At 45.3% G+C, this 17,052-nt stretch carries 12 protein-coding genes; 3 read left to right on the top strand and 9 right to left on the bottom strand.

Annotated elements, in window-relative coordinates; all coding sequences use genetic code 11:
* Positions 1–256 precede the first annotated feature (256 nt).
* The 8 genes from EO92_RS08510 to EO92_RS08470 all read right to left on the bottom strand — a co-directional run bounded on the left by EO92_RS08510 (position 257) and on the right by EO92_RS08470 (position 11,436).
* A complete protein-coding gene (locus tag EO92_RS08510) occupies positions 257–2,233 on the bottom strand; it encodes a hypothetical protein (RefSeq protein ID WP_048170868.1) in 1,977 nt (658 codons plus the stop codon).
* Positions 2,214–3,710 (bottom strand): hypothetical protein, encoded by a 1,497-nt coding sequence (locus EO92_RS08505; RefSeq protein ID WP_048170864.1) that lies wholly within the window; start codon positions 3,708–3,710, stop codon positions 2,214–2,216. Before EO92_RS08505 ends, EO92_RS08510 begins: the two co-directional genes overlap by 20 nt.
* Positions 3,707–6,904, bottom strand: coding sequence for a tubulin-like doman-containing protein (locus EO92_RS08500; protein ID WP_048170862.1), 3,198 nt, complete (start codon positions 6,902–6,904; stop codon positions 3,707–3,709). The genes EO92_RS08505 and EO92_RS08500 overlap by 4 nt, the downstream gene beginning before the upstream one ends.
* Positions 6,901–7,629, bottom strand: a complete 729-nt coding sequence (locus EO92_RS08495) for a hypothetical protein (RefSeq protein WP_048170861.1) — start codon at positions 7,627–7,629, stop codon at positions 6,901–6,903. Before EO92_RS08495 ends, EO92_RS08500 begins: the two co-directional genes overlap by 4 nt.
* 910 nt (positions 7,630–8,539) lie before the next feature.
* A complete protein-coding gene (locus tag EO92_RS08485) occupies positions 8,540–8,938 on the bottom strand; it encodes a molybdopterin dinucleotide binding domain-containing protein (protein ID WP_048170859.1) in 399 nt (132 codons plus the stop codon).
* Positions 8,938–10,182, bottom strand: coding sequence for a formylmethanofuran dehydrogenase subunit B (locus EO92_RS08480; protein ID WP_048170858.1), 1,245 nt, complete (start codon positions 10,180–10,182; stop codon positions 8,938–8,940). The genes EO92_RS08485 and EO92_RS08480 overlap by 1 nt, the downstream gene beginning before the upstream one ends.
* A gap of 9 nt (positions 10,183–10,191) precedes the next feature.
* Positions 10,192–10,656 carry a (Fe-S)-binding protein gene (locus EO92_RS08475; RefSeq protein ID WP_048170855.1) on the bottom strand — a complete coding sequence of 155 codons (465 nt, stop codon included), beginning with the start codon at positions 10,654–10,656 and terminating at the stop codon, positions 10,192–10,194.
* Positions 10,657–11,154: 498 nt separating this feature from the next.
* The gene (locus tag EO92_RS08470) at positions 11,155–11,436 is read right to left on the bottom strand and encodes a ferredoxin-thioredoxin reductase catalytic domain-containing protein (protein WP_048170909.1); all 282 of its coding nucleotides are present in this window, start codon (positions 11,434–11,436) and stop codon (positions 11,155–11,157) included.
* Positions 11,437–12,256: 820 nt separating this feature from the next.
* On the opposite strand from EO92_RS08470, the gene EO92_RS18800 reads away from it, so the two are divergent.
* The 3 genes from EO92_RS18800 (at position 12,257) to EO92_RS08460 (ending at position 16,375) form a co-directional block, all read left to right on the top strand.
* Positions 12,257–12,385 carry a hypothetical protein gene (locus tag EO92_RS18800; protein WP_255350338.1) on the top strand — a complete coding sequence of 43 codons (129 nt, stop codon included), beginning with the start codon at positions 12,257–12,259 and terminating at the stop codon, positions 12,383–12,385.
* 100 nt (positions 12,386–12,485) lie between these two features.
* Positions 12,486–14,867, top strand: a complete 2,382-nt coding sequence (hdrA2, locus tag EO92_RS08465; RefSeq protein WP_048170853.1) for a CoB-CoM heterodisulfide reductase HdrA2 — start codon at positions 12,486–12,488, stop codon at positions 14,865–14,867.
* Positions 14,864–16,375, top strand: a complete 1,512-nt coding sequence (locus tag EO92_RS08460) for a 4Fe-4S binding protein (RefSeq protein ID WP_048170851.1) — start codon at positions 14,864–14,866, stop codon at positions 16,373–16,375. The genes hdrA2 and EO92_RS08460 overlap by 4 nt, the downstream gene beginning before the upstream one ends.
* A gap of 169 nt (positions 16,376–16,544) precedes the next feature.
* Here the strand turns inward: EO92_RS08460 and EO92_RS08455 are convergent, their stop codons facing one another.
* Positions 16,545–16,997: a universal stress protein gene (locus EO92_RS08455; RefSeq protein WP_048131861.1), complete on the bottom strand. Its 453-nt coding sequence runs from the start codon at positions 16,995–16,997 to the stop codon at positions 16,545–16,547.
* Positions 16,998–17,052 lie beyond the last annotated feature (55 nt).

Below are 17,052 nucleotides of genomic sequence, written 5' to 3'. Positions count from 1 at the left end.
TAGCCTTCTAAAGTTGAAGAAAAGCCTGTAGAATATAAATTCAACACATGTTTTATATATAAATAAACTAAAAAAGAATCAAGCGGGTCGGGTTTTGAATTCTACTTAAGGTAGCGTTGGATATAATTAAGTCAAGTTTAACTTATTTTATTCAGGGAGAACATTTTTAATTATGGTCCTCACATGGTCAGATACCGGGTATTACGGGGTTAAAGGTAATAATTGTCCGGAGAGGGTTCACAAGCCCTGTTCTCTTTTACGTCGTCTCGTTAACTTCTGTCGAGTTAACTTTTGTCGAATTACCTTCTGTCGAATTACCTTCTGTCGAATTAACTTTTGTCGAATTAACTTTTGTCGAATTACCTTCTGTAGAGTTAACTTTTGTCGAATTTACTTCTGTTGAGTTAACTTCTGCTGAATTTACTTCTGTTGAGTTAACTTCTGCTGAATTAACTTCTGTTGAGTTAACGTCTGTTGCATTGCCACCAGTCTCATTCACAATATCGCCAGGAATACTGTGGTCCTCCCAAATGCTTTCGTTTACACCGTTTTTGTCCTTATTAAAATTCGTATTTTCAAACTGAATCGTGAAAGGCAGTATACCTGTACTGTTATTTTCAGAGAATGTAACCGAAGGGATTTTCGGCTCCGGAACCGTTTTTAATATAATCAGGAGCCCGACTATCACAATGAGTAAAAAACTGCAGGCATACTTAATTGTTTTTTTCACTTGTTGGGATTTTTTCATTTTTCGTTCTTTCAAATAATGCCGGCCCAGCCACTTATCCAGTTTTTGGACTTCATTTTCCCTCAATTTCAGAATAAAGTCATTGCCTGTAGGGTAATATGCATCACCTTTCAGGCCGTTCATGCCTGTGGCCCTTTCCGGGATCAGGTTTTCAAGCAGAACTATTCCTCCTTCCCCCGGCATCTCCAGGGCATTAATTACGTACTTTAAGAAATCAATTTCATTAGAAGGGCTCAGATGTGCCAGCCCTTTTTTTACCCCGGTTTCAAAAGCTTCTTTCTCGCGCCGATTTCCAGAAAAGGAGGCGTCTGCACACAACCGGAGTAAAGCCGAATCATCCGGGCTTCCCTGCGGCAAATGAGATGCATTTTCCAGCAGCTGCATAAGTTCGGCAATGAAATTTTCATAAAAAATATTCTTTTCCAGGAAGTGCCGGTGTATCCTGATTTTCTTTTCCCGGGTGTTAAGTCTCCTATACAATTCCATAAGGAAAGCCTCAAGCCTTTTATTATTTGCAGGCTGCACTTCCCCAAGCGCTATGATTAAATCCGCTGCAAGCTCTTCATCATGAATTATAACGAAGCGGTCGGCCCGGTGTGTAGAGAGCAGCGCTTCTACAATTATCTTCAGGGCTTTAGGGTTTTTGCGGTACATTCCAAAAAAGCTGTCCATTGCTCCTGAAGAAGCAAACGTGTCGATAGCTTCTGGAGCATTATTTTCAAGCAGGGATTCCAGGACTCGTTCGAAAAACTCTTCCCGTCCCCCGGAATTAGTTTGGAAATGTTTCCGAAAGTCCGGGTTTTCCACAAGCCGGGAGAAGTTTCCGTATAACAGTTCATAATAGCGCCCTGAGTATGAAGGCTGGCCGGGGTAAGGCAGGGCTTCTCCTGATTCGAGATAGAAATCGGGGTCAGGTTCTCCAGGACTTACTGAGCTGTCCACCGGAGACGGAGAGAGGGAGAGAGCAAAGCTGAAGTCCAGGAAATTTAAGGGGCTGAATTTTGAAATTAAACCTCCCATAAAGGGAATCCCGTTTGAAAGGTCGGATGTCCTGACTGAAACCCTCTGTCCCGAGAGAAGTTTTCCTGCCGGATATGCAATGCTTTTTGTGGGGACGCTGGTTGTATGGATCCCCTCAAGGTCTCCTGCTTCCCAGAGGCCAAGCACCTGATATCTTATTGTTTCCAGGTTTTCTACATGGGATTTTGCCTCCCTGTAGAATCTGTTGATCCAGCTCATATCTGAAATGATATCCTCCGGGGCATAACTTGCAATGAAGACAACCCTTTCTTCTCTCCCCCTCGTTATTTTTACAAGAAGGCTGCAGCCGAGAAGAATTTCACCTTTTCGGGTTTCAACGTACAGGGCGCTTCTTTTAATGTCCAGCTGTTTGGCAAGTTCGGTGTATTCTTCAAAGTTCTTATTTCCTGCAAGCAGTCTCCCGGTTGAGTTGTATACCCCGAAATCAGGAGCCGAACTGTGCAATTTCTCTGACCCTCCAGGGATAAATCTGGGTAACCCTCTGCTGTCCTTCAACCGTCATTCCTTCTTTTGAAAGCTGGGGGGGCAGCGTTGCATCCACACTAACAGTATATAAATAGACGGGGACCTTCTGGGCCCTGTGCCGGATCTCTCTAAAGGTATCCATTTTGCTCATGAGGTCATAGACTTCCTGTTCTATTTCCTGAGCTGCTTCCGAATCTTCTGAAATTTCGGACAGGTCCTTGAATTTATCAATTTTTGTTACCACAAGGGCGTATGACTTCTCACTTCCCAGGGTATCAATAAGCCGCGAATAAAGCCCGAACAGTCGGGTCAATTCTTTTCTCCCTTCCTGCTGGTAGTTAAGGAGGTAATCCCCATCCACCAGAAATATGATTTCACCGGCTGTTTCCATTTTTTTGTAGATGGAGGCAAGAATTAAATTGTGGAATTCTCCCCTGAGTTCCTTTGCATAGTTTTTCTTCAGCAGTTCCAGAAAGCTGATTGTCCCTATTTGCCTGTAAATGGTATTCGCGTTAAAACGTTCAAGCTTTTCCGTCAGGTTTTGGACAGCTGAGGCGTATTTTTCGGGTTCGAGATCTTCTGTATATTCCCCACTGTAATCGACAAAGGAGAATTCTATCGGAATCGCTCCTTTTTTCCCGGATAACTCATACATTGCCATATCAGCACGGCCGGTGCTCTTTGGCATGTTTCCTGCTTCCAGTTCTGCCAGCATTGATTCGATTCTCAGCCTGTTTTCGTTCACTTTAGAGAGATTTCCCTGCATGTCATATGAAATAATAATTTCCCGGTGAGTGCCGTCGTAAAAATTAACAAAGTGGTTGTATAGGGCAAGCAGGAGAAGGGTTTTACCTGACCTCGAAGGCCCGTATACAAAGACCTCTGAAATCCGGATGTCGCTTATAAGTTTTGTTGACATCAACAGGGCAAGCACTACCAGAAGGGCAAAACCCAGATTTTTTGGCTCTTCTGCGCCGCTTTCGAATAACTGTTGAACCCTTTCAATAGAGAGGGGGGACATGAGTCCCAGCAGCTGGACGAAGAGGTATACCGCCAGGGCAAAAAAGAAGAGCCGGGACCCTGCCCTTGTATATCCTGTAAGTGTATTGAACCTGTTATTGTAAAGAGCCCGAAAGTCCAGCAGGCCTCCTGCCAGGAGACCAAAAAGCAAACCGTTTGTATTTAAAACTCCCGGATAAAAAGAAAGAGCATAAAGGAAAGGCAAAAATGTCGCAAATAAAAAAAAACTTCCTTTCCTTGACTGTTCATGTAAAGCCAGCCCTAAAGCGCTTGTAATAAAAAATGCCGGCAAAAAACTCAGCAAAAACGCACCTATCCAGGAAGTTACCGGAAACTCGATCGTCCTTGATAACTTTAAAAAAAGGAAGGATAAAAGCAGGACAAAAGCTATTGCCAGCAGTTCAAAGAACAGTTTCCTGTTGCTGTGGATCCTCATTTTTCGAAGCCTCTCCCCTCATTTTTCAAGGCTTTTCTTATGCTTTTTTCCTCATACAGTTCGTTGATCCTTGCCCCGACGTTTATCCCTTTCTTTTCCTGGTTTGCCAGTTCTCCTGCTTCCTTCAGGTCAAAAAGAGCTTTTCGGGTCACGTATTTTCCTTCCTGGAGTTTCAGCACGTGGTGCAGCACGTTATCTTTCTTGTTTTCATATATCTCCCAGAAACCTCCTCCCGCGGTAAGGGGGGAGATATTGTCCAGGAACCCTGCAGCTGAAAAGAAGGTCAGGGAAATGTCCCACGGCCTTGTGTGGTTGTGGGTGGCAAGCCTGGCGTCATTGCTGTTGCTCAGGGCAAGAATTCCGTTTATTTCTTCTTTGATTGTATCAGCTATGGGTTCGCTTGCAATCCGGCTTGAGATGTATGAGGACCTGGAAGAAACAACCAGGGCGGCTTTTCCTAAATTCCAGCGCTCGGTGGTGTTTATCGGGATCATCAAGTTGTGGATCCCGAGTTTATAGTTTTCTATCAGATTTTTGTAAGTAACCAGTATTTCGTTAATGAGTTTGTCAAGTTCGCGTTTCCCGCCCTCGTCCCAGTCAAGGTCCTTCATATCGGAACTTGCGTCAATCAGGGAGAGGATTTTGGGGTTTACGTCCCCGAATTTTGTCATGTAAAGGCTGCTGAAGGTCTTGCTGCCCGAATTTTTAATGTTACTGATCTTTGTGAAATCTTCATAAAATTTCTCATAGTAACGGTTCAGGTCTCTCCTGTAAACAATTGTTTCTTCGGTCAGGTCCTCGAGCTTCTCAAACATAGCGGAAAGGGTATTTTTCTCCCCCAGGCTCTCTTCCAGCGTCTGGAAATCTGCCTCAACTCCCTTCAGCTTCCCGAAATAGTCTTCTTTTTGCAGGTACTTCCGGGTCAAAATCTCCCTTAACAGGCTTCTTAGTTTTGGCCTGTCTCCGGACTTAAACACCTGCTCGATTTCATCAATATCGACGTCTTTTTCGTCAAGGTCGGGGAAAAAGGAATTCAGGATCGTGTTTTTTAGTTCTTCGGATTTTTTATTGTGGTTTTCACTCAGGAAATTTTCGTGGACAAAAAGCTCGAAGGGAGCATTTATCCGGACGTACTCCTTTCCGGATGTTTTGATATAATCTTCCATGCTCCGCTTCTGCGCTTCAAACTTTCTGAGAGCCTTTTTTTGATTGCCCTTTATGGCTCCTATCATTTTCTCTTTAAATCCGCCTTTTTTAGTTCTGTCAATCCTGTATTCATAGTAATAGTAGAGGGAAATTGATTCTACGAGTCTGGAAAGGGCTGAGAGGTCCAGTTCGAGTTCATGAGAGAAGGTATCGATTTCTCTCTGGAGTTCAGGGACTCCTGACAGACGCAGCCAGCTGTCTTTGTCTCCGCTTTTAATATTTCCTGCTTTAAAATTGCTGACAAATAAGTCAATTTTTGTTTTCAGGCTCTGCTCATGTTCCTGAATACTTTTTAATTTCTTTTTCTTGACAAAGTACTGTTCAAGGTCTCTATCATTATCGTTTAACGTCTTGTCAATAGCCTTTTCAACCCTGGACTGCAGTTGTTTGAGGGAAACCTGCTCAGCCTGTTTACTTTCAATTCCGGCTTTTGCTTCCAGGCTCTCTTCTTTGAGGCTTCTGGCTTTTGCATTTAAGCGGTCGACAACGGATACAAGCTCCTGTTTGCCTTTGAGGACATTGATGAGCACACCTCTTGCAGCTTCCTCTTCGATGCCTGCAACCCGTTTGAAAAGCTTTGCTGTGTCTTCTATGCCTGAAAGAGCCTCAGGAATTAGCCGAAATAGCTTTTTGTCGTTTTCGTCTTTTAATTCGTCTTCCTTTACGCTGCTGGTAAAAGCTTTTACCTTTGAGATGAATTCCAGAAGATTGTCATAGCTGGTGATTTTTTCGATCCCGCCATCCGATGAGATGTTGTTCTGTATATAAAATTCGACAGCTTCAGGGCTCTGGTAATTGAGGAGTTTTCCAATTTCGTTTTTCCAGATTTTTTCGACGTTTCCATATTCCTTTCTAATAAAGTCGGAATCCATCTTTGTGGGAGGCATTTCTTTGAACTGATCGAAATTGTCCAGCAGGGCTTTTACAGCCCGGTTTATTTCTTTTCTGGCAGTAGTGATATTTTCGAGTTCCAGGATGATTTCTTCATATTGTTTTTTCAGGATTTTGAGCTCTTCTACCGGGTACTCAATTATATGGGCATCTGCAAAAATAAACGAGGAATAAAGGCTTTTTGAGTCGCTGAGGTTAATATCCCCTTTTTCGATATGGAATAAATTTGTCAGGATGTGAGGGAACATGGCGTCGAATTCATGCACTTCCAGCCGCGCCTCTTCTCCTTTTTTATAGCCTGTAGGCCCAAGGGAGGTCAGGATTACATAGTTGAAAAGCCTCTCGTTCAAATTCAGGTATTCGAGTTCTGTAAGTGCAATTGCTGCGTTTAACTGCTCCTTTTCCCCTTCTTTTGTCGTGGGGATTACCGCAAAGAGCCAGATCTGGGTAGCCTCTCCTCTCAGAGCCCGGATATATCGGGCAAGGTCGATAAACATCCCTGACCCTGTGCCGCCCCCAAGCCCTACAATGATTGCCGTCGTCCCGGTATTCGGAAAGGTAGGAAACCCGCTTGCCTGTCCCTGGCTCAGGACTTTATAAAAAATTGCCTTTGAAATCGCCCTTCTCCGGTGCACGCCTCCACCAAAATCATCAATCAAAAAAGGGTCGATTGTCCTCAGTTCCTCAAAACTCAGGCCGAATTCTCCCTCGTCGTTCAACCACCAGGTCTTAACAGCGGGATCCGATTTCCTGTCCTTTATCTTTGTTGCGACCTCCCGGCTTGCCAGGTCAGAGACCTGGTTTATATTTGCCAGGGCAGGAAGGTAATAGTACTGGTATTCAATATTTCCCCTGGCTCCAATTTCATTAATCCCAGCCTTGATCTCGCTTCTTTGCACTTCATCTTCTACTTTTTCATTTGCATCCGTATCCATGGTGTAGATCCGGAGCCGCCTGCCGGAGGCAAGGTAATTGCCAAGGATCCATTCGTGGTTGCAGATTTCCCTGCACAGGCGTTTTCCACAGCCCCCAATCCCCACAATTGTCAGGTCCGTAGGGAGCTGCAGTGCAGAATAAGTACTTTCCCTTGCGTTCATTCCTCTTCCTCCTCTCCGGAATTTCCAGTTCTTACCCCCAGTATAAAGCTCACAGCCGCAATGCCAAGTCCGGCGATCACATAGCTCCAATTAAAAGAATTTTCTTTTTTCTTGATTAGATAGTCCGCAATTTTGTTTGCCTCGGTGACAAGTCCCCTGTCGAACATGTCCTGCAGGTACACAGCAAAAAAAGAGTCGTCGATGAGCGTCAATTTCTGTCTGAATGCTTCGATTTCGGGAACAGAAATCGAAAACGTGCGAGTATCACTTTCTTTTATGGAGTTGCCTTCTTCATCGGTCAACCGGATCCTGTAGTGGGCATATCCTGTACGCTTCGGGTTGTATTTTACAAGGGTAAGCTTCTCATACTGCTTGACCTCGGTAATTTCGGGGACCTGGCCTTTTAGCTGGACAACGATTTTGTTCTGCCCTTCTTCAATGGGAAGCACAAAGTGGCTTTCATTGCTTTGAAGGTCCAGGTCCGTAAAATTGTATATCGGCTGGTCGTCATATTTCATCAGGTCCGTATCAAAATAGATATAATCCGCAGCAGCTGGAATGCTGTTAATTGTCAGGACGCCGCTTATTACCTGCTTCTCCTCAACTTCTGCCGGCAGCTCCCCTTCTACCTGGACCTGGCTTGCCGATGCAAGCCCCGAAAGTATGAACTGAAAAAAAAATAGAAAACATAACGTTGTCACGTAGGCCTTATGACCTGCTCTCATACTCGATACCCCCTCTAAAAAATATAATGATACGATCTAAAACCCTATTCAATGTATTCATGTAGCAATAAATAACTTTTTTTTTAAGAATTCTTATAAAGAAACATTGATATTAATTCAATTCTGTTTAGCTGAATTATTCTATTGATTTGAATCGAAATAAAAGAGTATATTTTGCTTTCAAGGAGTTTTGTCTTCAAGAAGACTGCATCTCATACGAGGCACAATATACAGGATATATTCGAGAAATATTGGTACAGCAATATTACGGTGAGATCAAGGACTTTGCCATTCTTTCAACCGGATCAAAAAAATAGAGAAACCTAAACTTGAAAAACTCTTGGGAACGCCTGAAAACTCTCCAGAGGAGGGTCAGCAAGAAACAGAAGGGTTGAAACAGAAGGGTTGAAACAGAAGGGTTGAAACAGAAGGGTTGAAACAGAAAGGTTCTAAAAACCGGAAAAAAGCTGTCAGATACCCCTTTTGCTCTGAATTTCTCTCAACCTTTTTTTCCCAAGCTCAACAATATTCATCAGTTCCTTATACTCATTTTCGGAAATCATACTTCCGGAAGATAGGATTTTTATAAAACTCCCATCCGAATACAGTAAGACTCCGTCCCAGGAAGTGAAATGCAGGCCTGAGAGGTACTCACATGGAAGCTCCCATTTAGGGGTTACATTTTCAAAACCTTGAAAATAGTATGAAATAATTCCGTTTTTTAAATGAGGGGTAAATTTCAGGATCACAGTAGCCGTGTTTTCACCTCATAAAACCTCAGCAGGAAACCCGTTAAATCTTTAGATTTAGCGGGTAGTTGACATGGTGATCATAGAAAGCACTAAAAGGGCAGGGTAAAAAGAAAATTTCCGTTTTTAAGGTCCCTGGGGAACCTTATAAAAAAGGAATTTTAAAAACCTATTTCGGTTACTTTTTCTCCTTTTGCACTGGTAACGGTTGCAGAGATGTCTTTAAATTTTGGGATCCCTGTACCGCCTGTTTCATCCGAGACCAGCATATTGGACCAGGGGCTGTTGGGCATATACGCAATGCCCCTGTGAGAGGGCTCGTATCCGGATTCTTCCGCCCTGACCACAATCGTTCCGAAAGAGTTTTTCAGGACTACGGTGTCGCCTTTTTTTATGCTCAACTGTTTGAAGTCGGCAGGGTCCAGTTTTATTACGGCAGAGCGGTCCCTGTAATCTTCCCCAAAACGGTTTTCGATCATCGCTTTGTCCTGAAAGATGTCCCTGTAAGTTACAACCTTTACCTTTATTTCAGGGGCTTTAAGAAAAGATCCGAAATCCATCAGAGGGCCTCCATTATCTTTTTGAGAACTGCTTCATCCGAAAGCCGGGTTGTTTCAACAACAGGTTTAAAGTTTACCTTAACCCCGTCCATACGCGTGGCACTCCCTCCTGACTCCACCCCGCTGATTGCAGTGTTGATATAGACCTTTGCACTTTTGGAAGTAAGGGTTTCGCAGGGGTCCATTGAGATGACGGGAATTTCAAGCAGGTTCTTTGCAACAGACCTGGGAAGGCTTGAAAGCGGATCCGAACCGATGATAAGGGCTGCATCCACAGTTTTTGCTTTAAGGGATTCAACGATTGAATATTCGGGTCCGTGCTTCACAATCCCTTCTTCAAACTTTACACTGTTCACATGCCCTGTTTCCTCAAAGAGGTTTTCATTAAAGCCCCGCATGTTGTAGTGCCCTACCATAGGTATCAGGTGGAAATTTGCTTTTTCGTTCAGGACGTCCATGAGCCGGACAAGGGGCTCAAGGTTTTCCAGGGAGTAGACCAGGCCAAGCCCTACAAAGACCACGCCGAATTTTGCCCCTTTCAGGATATTCGCCAGTTCAAGAATTCTTTTAGGGGGGAAGTTGTAGGATGTTTTCGGAAGCTTTCCGGAAAGCCCTGCAATCAGAGCGTCGATGAACTCGGCATCTCCTCCCGGAGGGATCTGGAAGAAATAGTTCCCGCAGATCTTTGCGGTATGGGACTTCCGGACATCTATTGCAATTGCGGTCCTCTCCTCTTCCCAGCCCCGCTGCTTTTCAGTTCCTCTTGGGAAATAGGAATGTTTCGAAAGGTGACGGGGATGAGAGTCCGACGGGTCTGCCCCCCAGAAAATAGTAACATCGGCTTTATTCCTTACATCATCAAGAGTACATACCTTGAACTTGTTTTGAAGGAGAGCTTCAACCACACGTCCCTGGCAAAATGAGGAAGTATCGTCAAGGGTTGCACTGGTTTTTCTTGCAAGCTCTATTGCAAGTTTCTGGGTCTCATTGGTAGAAGTCCCAAGCCCGAAAATCAGGGGGTTTTTTGCATTCTTCAGGATAGCTGCAGCCTCACTGATTGCAGTTGCTTCATCTACAGGCTTATCGTCGACCCGAAAAACTGCACTTTCCCGGCCTTCTTTCATGTGGGCTACGCCTACCCTGCAGGCGGTATAGACCTTGTTTACTATGTTCTTTTCAGACTCGACCTCGATATCGTCGCAGAGCATTCCGCAGCCTGTGCATACGTAATAATTTTTCTCCATCCTCTCACCTCACACAAACTCGATTGCCTCTACAGGGCAGGTTACTATACAGCCGTTACAGAGGATCTTGTTCTTTCCGAATCTGCGGCACTCCCCCACATTCTGGGCTTTGACAATTCCGTCTTCGATGGTCAGGATCAGTTTACTGGCGCTCTTTGGAGCATTGCCCGAACCGACTCCGTAAGGGTCATTTGCAACATTGACAGGGCAGGCAACCACACAGTTTCCGCAACCAAAACAGAGGTCTTCATGCACTATAAGTCCGGTTTCGGTTGCTCCTTCCGACGGCTTGAAGAGGCCGCTGATCTTTTCGTAGCTTTCTTTGTATTTAGGTTCCTCTTTCAGGGGCGGGCAGTCCTCAGGGGTCAGCTCGCGGGCCATAAGGGCAACTGCAAACGCCATACAGGAGGTTTTTCCACATTTTTTGCAGTTAGTCTTTGGAAGCATCTGATAGAGTTCCATTGCATTTGTCATTCCAGGTCACCCTTGAGTCAAATTTATCCTATTGTTAATTTATTAAAGAGATAGCAGGTCAATACCACACCAGGTCAATAGTGTTATGTACAGGCCAATAGTGTGAACCGGAAATTTCTTCTTGAAGAATATCCGGTTTGAAAGAAACGCTGTCCAGGAATCTTGAGTGTCTAAGAGCATTGAAGTACAATGTCAATAGATTCAGTTAAAGAGATGAATGTAATCCACCTTAAACTATTGCTTTTTAATTCTCAATGTTAATTTTTAAATTCTCAATATTAATTTTAATTTTCAGTGTTAACAGCCTTCAGAGACTCCAGGCCCTCAAATAAGGTTCTTGCATTTTGCAGGCTGAAAGACAGGCATTTCAACTTAAGTGAAAAGATTAGAGTGGGGCTGGAAGAGGACAAAAAGTATTTATATAAATTGTCCCCTCCCGCCTTCGCTAATAGTATTTAAAGCTCGTTTTAGGAGCAGGTCTGGCAGAACAAAGTCAGATCAGGAAGGCTTAAAGAAAAGTTCACAGTGGCAGTTCCCGTCTCTTTCAATTTCATCTTTATGATAGATACAGGGACAAACTATCTTTTTATCCTCGGTCTCGTCCCCGGTTACTATCCTGCAAGGACAATAGCGCCTCCCGAACTTTTCAACCCTTGAAGCAAGTCCGTCAAGAACGTAATCAAGAGCTTCTTTATCCGGGTTAAGCCTGTAGCCTGCTTTGCTTGCGTATTTTTCTGTCCATTCATACATCTTATCTTTTACTTCATCATGTTCACTCATGTAGAGTTCCCTCCTGTTTTTGTAAGAGTGATACTGGTTATTTGTGAGAAGGTCATACACGGAAATATTATTAGAGAGTCAGGTGCATTCCTGTTCTTGCACAATTACCGTAGATATGTCTCACATACAGGTTTCTTAAGAATTATTTTAAACACCTGCTCACAGGAAATTCCCGCATATATAATAAATTATTAAGTAACAATTCGGCACTGACTGATAGATTACGGATTAAGTTCTCAAACTATAAAATCAATTGGTGAGCATCATAATCTTCGCTAAGCCAGTCTTAGGTTACCCGATTAAATTAACCGGATTCTTTCCCGGGAACTTAAACACAGGCTTTAACAGGAATCTATAAGTTAATATAGATATAACTATTATATCAGGATATAAATATTAAGTGCAGTATATTTTTAAGGTCGTAAATATGCCTTCAAAATAACACGGATTAAACAGATTGTACTCAGGTTAAATAGCTCAGCATACAGTATTAAATGATGTAGTGTAAAAAATGATGTGGTGTAAAACTATTCTGCTTATCCGGGCGCAGGACTGGGGTTACCTTATAATGAGATTACAGTTGCCTTGAAATATTTCTGCTCTTGCCTGCAATGAGGCTGAAGGAAGGCAAACCCGGAAAGCCACTGGCAAAATAACACTAAAAAGGCTATTGAGTCTGAATTCTTTCTCATAGGGTTGCTGGTCAGAGGCTCAGAAAACTTTTACAAAATAAAGGTTTTGATTTTGTACAAAACGACTACATTTTTATCCTGTTTGAGGGAAAATTTATATTGAGATTTATAAAACACAAAGTCCACAAATGCCCGTAAAGCTTAAAGAAAAGCCTTTCCAGGTTCTTGCAAAAAATTCGCTGAACCAGGGCTACACAGGACCTTACTTTTTCTGCATGGAAGGAAATCATGTGCAGGAAAGCTTTCCGGAATTATAATTCTTATATTTTAACTTATAACTTATATACTAATACACATCAAAAAATATATCAGAACTCGATCCCTAAGAATATTCATAGATATAAGGAGTTAAAAAGCATGCGAATCGGAGTCTACATTTGCCATTGCGGACTGAATATTGCGGGAGTAATTGATGTTTCAGCCCTTGAGGAAATGGCGAATAAACTGGAAGATGTGGTGCTTTCCCGGGATGTACAGTTTTTATGTTCCGATTCCGGACAGGAAGGCATCATTAAGGATATAAAAGATTACAAGATCGACAGGGTTGTGGTAGCTGCCTGTTCCCCCAGGCTGCACGAAAAAACCTTCAGGCATGTCATGGAAAAGGCCGACCTTAACCCTTACCTTATGGAAATGGTAAACATAAGGGAGCAGTGCTCCTGGGTGCATGCAGACGACCCGCAGATGGCGACCCAGAAAGCTTTTGACCTGATAAGGATGGGGGTTGCAAAAGCCCGGTTCCTCAGGGAACTGAGTGCAACAAGCTCAAAAGCCAGCAGAAATGTCCTTGTCATAGGTGGAGGGGTTGCAGGAATCGAAGCAGCCTTAAACCTTGCAGAAGCCGGTTTTCCCGTAACCATGGTAGAGAGGGAGTCTACAATCGGGGGCAAAATGGCCCTGATGAATGAAGTATTCCCGACAAACGACTGCTCTATCTGTGTGCTTGCTCCCAAAATGACGGAAGTCCAGAACCACCCGAATATTACTCTTTACACATATTCCGAGATTACCGATATTTCAGGTTCGGTCGGAAAATTCCACGTTAAAGTCAAACGCAAACCAAGATTCGTGATTGAAGACAAATGCAAGGGCTGCGTTGACCTCTGTGCCGGGGTTTGTCCCGTAGAAATCGAAAACCCCATGAATTACGGGATTGGAAAGACCCGGGCTATCTATATGCCAATCCCCCAGTCCGTCCCGCAGGTAGTACTCATTGACCCTGACCACTGTGTGGGCTGCGGGCTCTGCCAGCAGGCATGTCCTGCAGAAGCTGTGGATTATGAACAGAAGCCCGAGGAAATTGAATTCGAAGCAGGAGCCGTAATCGTTTCTACAGGCTACCAGCTCTTTGACGCCTCCAGGAAAAAGGAGTACGGGTTTGGGAAATACCCCGATGTCATAACGAATATGCAGCTTGAAAGGATGCTGAACTCAGCAGGACCCACAGGCGGAAGAGTCCCTGTACCTTCTACCGGCAAGCCCCCAAAGAGTGTTGCATTTATCCAGTGTGTGGGGTCAAGGGACAAAACCGTAGGCAACGAACACTGTTCAAGGGTCTGCTGCATGGCAGCTCTCAAGAATTCCCAGATGATCAAGGAGCGTTACCCTGATACCGATATTACGATCCACTACATAGATATCCGGGCTGCAGGGGAGATGTACGAAGAATATTACAACAGAACCCAGGGAATGGGCGTTGACTTCATCCGCGGAAAGGTTGCCGAGGTCTATGCCGGCGAAGACGGAAGACCGGTTGTACGTTACGAAAATACCCTTGAGTCCAGGGTTGAAGAAGAAGCCCATGACCTTGTTGTGCTTTCCACGGGCTACGAGCCCAGCAAGGCCGCAGAGGGAATTGGCAGAATGCTTAATCTTTCGAGGCGGCCTGACCGCTTCTTTGCAAGTGCCCACCCGAAAATGCGCCCTGTAGATGCACCGGTAAGCGGGGTTTTCCTTGCAGGCTGCGCCTCGGGTCCCAAAGAAATCCAGGTCTCCATAGCCCAGGGCAGTGCCTGTGCTTCCAAAGTTATGCAGCTCCTTGGCACGGGCGAACTTGAAGCCGACCCCATGGGCGCTCATGTTGACACGGAAAAGTGCATAGGTTGCAAGACCTGTGTGGAAGTCTGCAAGTTCGGAAAGATCAGCATTGTCGACAAAAAAGCTGTTGTGGACGAGGTATCCTGTTACGGTTGCGGGGACTGCAGTGCAGCATGCCCTGTAGGGGCAATTCAGATGAGGAACTTTGAAAACGAGCAGATCCTTGCGCAGGTCCGGGCTGCAACCGCCCATAAGTCCCAGAGCCCCTTTGTTGTGGCTTTCCTCTGTAACTGGTGCAGTTATGCCTGTGCAGACCTGACAGGGATGTCGAGGATCCATTACCCGACAAACATCAGGGTCATCCGTACCATGTGTTCTGCAAGGGTAAACCCGGAATTCGTGCTTGAAGCCTTAAAAGGCGGAGCTGATGGGGTGCTTGTTGCGGGGTGCAGGATGGATGAATGCCACTACATTCACGGAAACTTTGATGCGAAAAAACGCATGGATGTCTTAAAAGAAATCATAAAGGAAATAGGGCTTGACCCGAAAAGGCTCAGGACCCTCTGGATCTCGGCTGCCGAAGGAGAACGTTTCTCGAACACGATCACCGAGTTTGTAAAGGAACTCAAAGAAATAGGGCCCATAGGGACCGAACTCAAGCGGGAATGTACGGGAACCGGACAGGAGGAGGTGGTACAGTGAGCGAGAAACATCCCGAAGAGTGCCCCGAAGAGTGCCCAGAACAGGAAACTCACGTATGCGGTGGGTGCTGCTGCGGAGCCGGAGAAAACGAAAAGCCCGACACCGGTGAAAATGAATCAGGGAAATTTGAGTCTGAAGAATCCGGATCAGAGGAATTCGAATTAGAGGAAAAGGAAGTAGCAGTGTCCGGAGAAGGTGAAGGTGAAAACCAGGAAAAGATCACGGTTACAACCAGCATGGACCTGCAGGGGACCCATTTCCTCTATACGCAGGCGACTGAGAAGTCCCTCAAGACCCTCGATTACGACTACAAGCGCTGCAACGGCTGTGGGATCTGTGTGGAGATCTGCCCCACAAAAGCCCTTGAACTGGGACCCATGCATGAGATTGCAACCGGGCTTGATGCCCCTCCTGTGATGATGGACCTTGATAAATGCACCTTCTGCAGGATGTGTGCAAATCTCTGTCCCGTGCACGCCATTTCCTTCGAAGCCGTGGGAGAGGTCCCTGATGAAAAGCAGTATCCAAAATATGATACGTATGTAAATATCAATGAGAAATGTCTCCCCTGCCTCCTCTGTGAGGGAGCCTGCCCGCAGGATGCAATAGAGGTCGAGTTCACCTTCCCGACAAAAGAAGAGATCGCTCCCTTTAAGGAAGGGGTAGAGGGTGAAATTGAAATCGATACTGAAAAATGCAACTTCTGCGGAATCTGTGCCCGGTTCTGTGACGCCTTTCTCCTGCTTGAGCGCGAACCTACCCCTGAGAACCCTGTACCTTTTGAGCAGCTCCTAGTTGATACGGACAAATGTGACTACTGTGTGCTCTGCCAGGACATCTGCCCGGAAGAGGCAATAAAGGTTAAAGGGGAGCGCCCCTGCGAAGCCCCGAAGGTGGAAGGCAAAGTTAAGGTTGACGAGCTGAAATGCACGCAGTGTGCCCGCTGCCAGGCTGTCTGCCCCTACGAAGCTGTTGACCTGCAAAAGCCCATGGAAGGGAAATTGAGCCTTATTGAGCTTAACCTGAAAGAGTGCGATCCCCAGGGCTGTCGCGGCTGTTTTAACGTCTGCCCCTCGGAACTCTGGTACGTGCCGACAGACCCTGAAGACCCGCGAAAGATTGCTTTTGCCGAAGATTTCTGCATGTATTGCGGGGCCTGCGTGAAAGCCTGCCACCTTGCAGCCATAAAAGTAGAAAGATCTGATGTCCACCACACAGAGATCCCGGATACACCCTGGGCTGCCCAGTGGAGGGATGCAATCGAGTCCCTGAAGACAGGAATCAGGAAAGGAGTTGACCGGGCCGTCTTCAGAGAGACTGAAACCCTCAAAGCCCAGAAGTTTATGGGCATAGAGTTCCCATGCACCGATGAGGAAACACTTGCAGCCGTTCAGGCAAAAATCGATTCACTCATGCCTGCCCTTAAGAGTGCAAAGGTCAGGAAACTCTGGGAAACCGACTCTCCGGAAAACGCCTCTGCAGCCGTGAAAAAGAAAATGGAAAGCTGAATTGAAAGCTGAATTGAAAGCTGAATTGAAAGCAGAATGAAGTTAAAAGGCAATCGCCTGCCAGGCTAACAGAAGGAATACAAAAGAAGGGCGGCTGAAGAAAAACCGATTGATGCAGATGCAGAAGACAAAAACCTGAGGCTGAATGGTATTTTTCGGGATCTCAGCCTCAGGCCCTGCACTTTTCACTTATAATCATTACCGGTACCTTGCAGTGCCGGACAACATTTTCTGCCACACTGCCGAGCAGTAGCCTGTCCAGCCCTGTCTTGCCGAGAGTTCCCATAACAACAATATCCATCTCATTCTCTTCGGCATAACGGATCAATTCGGTAGCCGGATGCCCTTCAAGCAGGATGGGCTTCACATCGACCCCTTCCATCTCTCCTGCTCTTTTTACATAACTAACGGCCGCATGTCCTTCTTTTTTCAGGGCTTCATTCATCCTTTCCCAGTCAAAATCCACAGCCATCGAAGAGAAATAATCCGTGGACACCACATATACAGCATAAACAGTCCCCCTGTTCAAACGGGCAAGCTCTATCGCATTGTTAGCAGCCATCCTGGAACAGACCGAACCGTCGGTTGCAATCATTATTTTCTTGAAACTAGCGACTCCCATCAAACAACACCCAATTACACTATGTGCCTGTAAGAAATATAATTGCATCGGGGTT

The organism is Methanosarcina sp. 2.H.A.1B.4 (assembly GCF_000979385.1).
Taxonomy (GTDB): Archaea; Halobacteriota; Methanosarcinia; order Methanosarcinales; family Methanosarcinaceae; genus Methanosarcina.
The sequence above is the reverse complement of the archived record's forward strand: the minus strand, read 5'-3'. Positions and strand labels throughout refer to the sequence as shown.